Here is a 4,379-nt window from a genome sequence, read left to right on the forward strand (position 1 = left end):
AACAGGAGGGTACTGCGCTCGGGCCGCACGGGCGCACCCTTCGGGTGTTTTATTGGCAGCCTCTACCCTATTCTTCGTTCGCGCGCCTTGGGAAATCTTGTCAAAACACGCAAGCGCATTTTGACGATTTCCCTCTTAAGGCAAGGCGCGCGATTGGTTTGAGGGGACTGTTCCTTTTGTGAACAAAAGGAACCGAAAAAACTTCAGACGGATGCTGACGCATCCTCCAGCTGTCGGCGGCCTTAACCAACGCGGTAGCCTCACAGATACTCCTTTAAGATACGCGTCAACTGCGGCGTCTCGATCAGGAAGCCGTCGTGGCCGAAATCCGAATGGAGCGTATAGTAATCCGCCCCGATCAACCCCGCCATCTCCCGCACCTCCGGCTCCGTAAACATCATATCCGTATCGACCGACAAAACGACCGTCTTTGCAGCAATCCCCCCCAACGCTGCCTCCACTCCGCCCCGGCCACGCCCCACGTCGTGCGAATCGAGCGCCTGCAACAGCCGATAATAACAATGCGCATTGAACCGCCGGCACAGCTTCTCGCCCTGATAACGCTGGTAGCTCGACGCCCGGAAATCCCCCAGTTTGTCCGTCTCCGGATCGTGCTGCGTGCGATTGAAAGCCGTCGAATTGCGATAGATCAGCATCGACATCGCCCGAGCCGCCGCCAACCCCGCCGCCCCACCGTCGATCCGCCGTTCGAGAAACGTCGGATCGGCCTCGATCGCCAGCCGCTGCGCCTCGCTGTCCGCCACGATCCACGGCGTCGTCCGCGGCAGCGTCACCGTCAGCGCCAGCGTGTCGAACAATTCAGGCTCGGCGATCGCCCACTCCATCGCCTGACATCCCCCCGTCGACCCCCCGATCAGCATCCTGACACGCCGAATTCCCAACGCCCTGCGGAGCTCCCCGTAAGCCCGTACCATATCCCGCATCGTGATCTGCGGAAAATCGAGGTACCACGGCTCGCCCGTCGCCGGATTCGTCGAAATGGGCGAAGTCGAACCGTAAGGAGAGCCCAACTTATTGGCACAGACGATAAAATAACGCGTCGGATCGAGCAGTCCCCCCTCGACCACCGTCCCCGGCCACCACTCCGCCACATCCGAGTTGGCCGTCAACGCATGACACACCCAGATGACATTGTCGCCCGCCGCATTCAACGTGCCATAAGTGTGATAAGCGAGCGTCACGGAGGGCAGCTCGCCGCCCGCTTCGAGCGGAAAAGGGCGATCGATCGTGAAAAACTGCGGCGCGCGGCCGGCATATTCGGCGTAGTGCATAAAGGTCAGTCCGTTTTTGGAATCCGAAGAGGCCCAAAGATAGGGAATTTTCAGTATCTTTGGGGCCTCTAAAACAGCGAATAACATGGCTCTTCAATGCGGCATCGTGGGTTTGCCGAACGTCGGGAAATCGACCCTTTTCAACTGTCTGTCGAACGCCAAGGCCCAGGCGGCCAACTTTCCGTTCTGCACCATCGAACCGAACGTCGGGGTGATCACCGTACCGGACGACCGGCTGACGAAACTGGTGGAGATCGACAACCCGAAACGCGTCGTGCCGACCACCATCGAGATCGTAGACATCGCCGGACTGGTCAAAGGGGCCTCGAAAGGCGAAGGGCTGGGGAACAAGTTCCTCGCCAATATTCGCGAGACGGACGCCATTATCCACGTTCTGCGGTGTTTCGAGAACGGGAATATCACCCACGTGGACGGCTCGGTCGACCCGGTGCGCGACAAGGAGATCATCGACACCGAGCTGCAACTGAAAGACCTCGAAACGGTCGAAAACCGGCTCGGCAAGGTGCAGAAACAGGCGCAGAGCGGCGGCGACAAGGCGGCCAAACGGCTCTACGAAATTCTGATACGCTACAAGGAGGCGCTGGAACAGGGACTTTCGGCACGGACGGTGGTGTTGGATAACAAAGAGGATGAAAAATTAGCGGCGGATTTATGCCTGCTGACCAACAAGCCGGTACTCTACCTCTGCAACGTGGACGAGGCTTCGGCAGCTACCGGGAATGACCATACGCGCGCCGTGGCGGAGGCCATTCAAGCGGAGGGGGCACAGATGCTGATCGTGGCGGCGGCGACGGAGGCGGACATCGCAGAATTAGAGAGCTACGAGGAGCGACAGATGTTCCTCGCAGACTTGGGGCTCGAAGAGTCGGGGGTTTCGCGCCTGATCCGGGCGGCGTATGCGCTGCTGAATCTCGAAACCTACTTCACCACGGGGCCGGACGAGACGCGGGCGTGGACGTATGCTCGGGGCACGAAGGCGCCTCAGGCAGCGGGGATTATCCACACCGACTTCGAGCGGGGTTTTATCCGGGCCGAGGTGATCAAGTTCGCGGACTATGTGGCGTTAGGCTCCGAAAAGGCGTGCCGCGAGGCGGGCAAGATCGGGATCGAGGGCAAGGAGTATGTGGTGCAGGACGGAGATATCATGCACTTCCTGTTCAACGTCTGAGCCGGGACGAATCGCCTCGGCGAGCGGTTCGAAACGATTTAGGCAGGCCTCACGGCCTGCCTTTTTTATTCCGCCTCCCCAGCCGACGTCAGACGACCCGGTCGATCTCGGGATCGCCGGCGAAGAAACGCATCACGTTCCGCGCGGCATGGGCGCTCATCTGCTCGCGGGTCTCGACGGTATTGGTGCCGGTGTGAGGCGTGAGCACCACGTTGTCCAGCGTCAGCAGCTCGGGCAACACGCGGGGTTCGTTTTCGAAGACGTCCAGCGCGGCTCCGGCGATCTCGCCGCTGCGGAGCGCTTCGGCCAGCGCCGCGTTATCTACCACAGCGCCGCGAGCGGTGTTCACCAGCAGGGCGGTCGGTTTCATCCTCCGAAACTGCTCGGGGCCGAACAGGTGGCGCGACTCGTCGGTCAGCGGGGTGTGCACCGACACGATATCGGATTCGCGCAACAAGGTGTCGAAGTCAGCGTATTCGACCTCCAGCGCACGCTCTTCCTCCGCGGGCAACGACCGACGGTTGTAGTAGAGCACCCGCATGCGCGAAGCGGCGGCATACCGTCGCAAGGCTTTGCCGATCCGTCCCATCCCCACGATCCCGAGCGTTTTGCCGTAGAGCGAGGTTCCGAGATTATCCATAATGCCCCATTTCGCCTCGCCGCGGCGCAGGTCGCGGTCGCATTCGGGTATCCGGTGAGCCACGGCGAGCATCAGGGCGTAGGCGTGTTCGGCGGTGGGTTCGAGCACGGGCGTGGGGTTGTTGGTCACGACGATGCCGCGCCGTTGGGCGGCGGCGAGGTCGATATTGTCGTACCCGACGCCGTAGCTGGCGATGATTTTCAACCGGGGCGCAAGGGCCATCATCTCGTCGGTGACTCGCAGTGCGGTGGAGGCGATCATGCCGTCGATCCGGGGCAGAAGCCGCTGGAACTCTTCTTTTGAAAATCGTTCTTCGCACGGGATGAGCACTTCGAACTGCGCCTCCAGCTCGGCAAAGTGTTCGCGCGGCAGGCGGTGGGTAATCAATATGGTCTTTTTCATGGTTCGAGAATGGTTTGTTTTTTCTTCGGCAGACCCGCCCCGGGCTTCCGCGACTTCGGTCGCGCGGGCTATGAGGGTATAACAAGGAGCGTCGGCAACTATGGGTTCAGTTGGTCGTGTACGCCGGTAACGGGTGACTTCACGGTACGGTGTTTGGACTTCTCCACGCAAGGTCTCCACCCCAGCGGCGCGCACTATCGTGCCATCGGTTTTCAGTTGCGTTGCCTCTCGGAATAAACGCCGCGGGCTCGCGGGGGGCAAGGGGTAATCTCAGCCTAAAGTGAGCCGGAGCCAGCGTGGGCCGAACGAGCATCGCGAAGTGGCAGCCCTACGCCGGGGGTGGCTTCGGCCCGCGCGACCCAAAGGGTCGCACATACAACGCCCACTCGTCCGCGCCCTGTTGGCAGTCGCCGCCAGCGGAGAGTGCAACGAGCTCCGTCGAGTTGCAGTCCGCCGCGTGGGGTGGCGGCGAACTGCGCGGCTCTACGAGCCGCAGAAGCTCAGCCAACAGTTCAACCCAAAGCAAAGCCCACCCCACAGCCCCAGGCTCGGCCTGGCGCGGCGGGAAAACCGTAACCGGTTTTCCCGCCCGAAGAACAGTCACAGCCCAAAGCACAGCCCAATTCTCCGCCCCGTGTGCGCCTCACTGCGGCTCCGCTTTCGCTCCGCCGCATTTTTCGCGCGCCTGCGCGATTCATCTATATTCGGCTCACGCCGAAATAGTTGAATCGCTCCTTTAGACGGGGCGCGCTTGTCCTACGGGAGGGTACTGCCCTTACGCCGGGCGGGCGGTGCCTTCCGGCACTCGGAATGGGCAGCCTCTACCCCAAGGCCGCCTCTACTCTATTCTCTACCC

General features: G+C 61.5%; 4 protein-coding genes. 2 read left to right on the top strand and 2 right to left on the bottom strand.

What is annotated here, in order from left to right; all coding sequences use genetic code 11:
- Nucleotides 1-260 precede the first annotated feature (260 nt).
- Complete coding sequence (gene metX / locus QZ302_RS08870) at nucleotides 261-1,292, bottom strand: homoserine O-acetyltransferase (protein ID WP_294594581.1); 1,032 nt, start codon at nucleotides 1,290-1,292, stop codon at nucleotides 261-263.
- An 85-nt stretch (nucleotides 1,293-1,377) separates the two neighbouring features.
- Between metX and ychF the strand changes: the two genes are divergently transcribed.
- Nucleotides 1,378-2,481 (top strand): redox-regulated ATPase YchF, encoded by a 1,104-nt coding sequence (gene ychF / locus QZ302_RS08875; protein WP_294594584.1) that lies wholly within the window; start codon nucleotides 1,378-1,380, stop codon nucleotides 2,479-2,481.
- An 88-nt stretch (nucleotides 2,482-2,569) separates the two neighbouring features.
- Here ychF and QZ302_RS08880 read toward each other — a convergent pair whose 3' ends face one another.
- Nucleotides 2,570-3,523 carry an NAD(P)-dependent oxidoreductase gene (locus QZ302_RS08880; RefSeq protein ID WP_294594586.1) on the bottom strand — a complete coding sequence of 318 codons (954 nt, stop codon included), beginning with the start codon at nucleotides 3,521-3,523 and terminating at the stop codon, nucleotides 2,570-2,572.
- Nucleotides 3,524-3,532: 9 nt separating this feature from the next.
- Here QZ302_RS08880 and QZ302_RS08885 point away from each other — a divergent pair, with 9 nt between their 5' ends.
- Entirely contained in the window at nucleotides 3,533-3,760 is a 228-nt protein-coding gene (locus tag QZ302_RS08885; protein WP_294594588.1) for a hypothetical protein, read from the top strand.
- The last annotated feature ends 619 nt before the right edge of the window (nucleotides 3,761-4,379 follow it).

It is taken from the genome of uncultured Rikenella sp. (assembly GCF_910579375.1).
Taxonomy (GTDB): Bacteria; Bacteroidota; Bacteroidia; order Bacteroidales; family Rikenellaceae; genus Rikenella.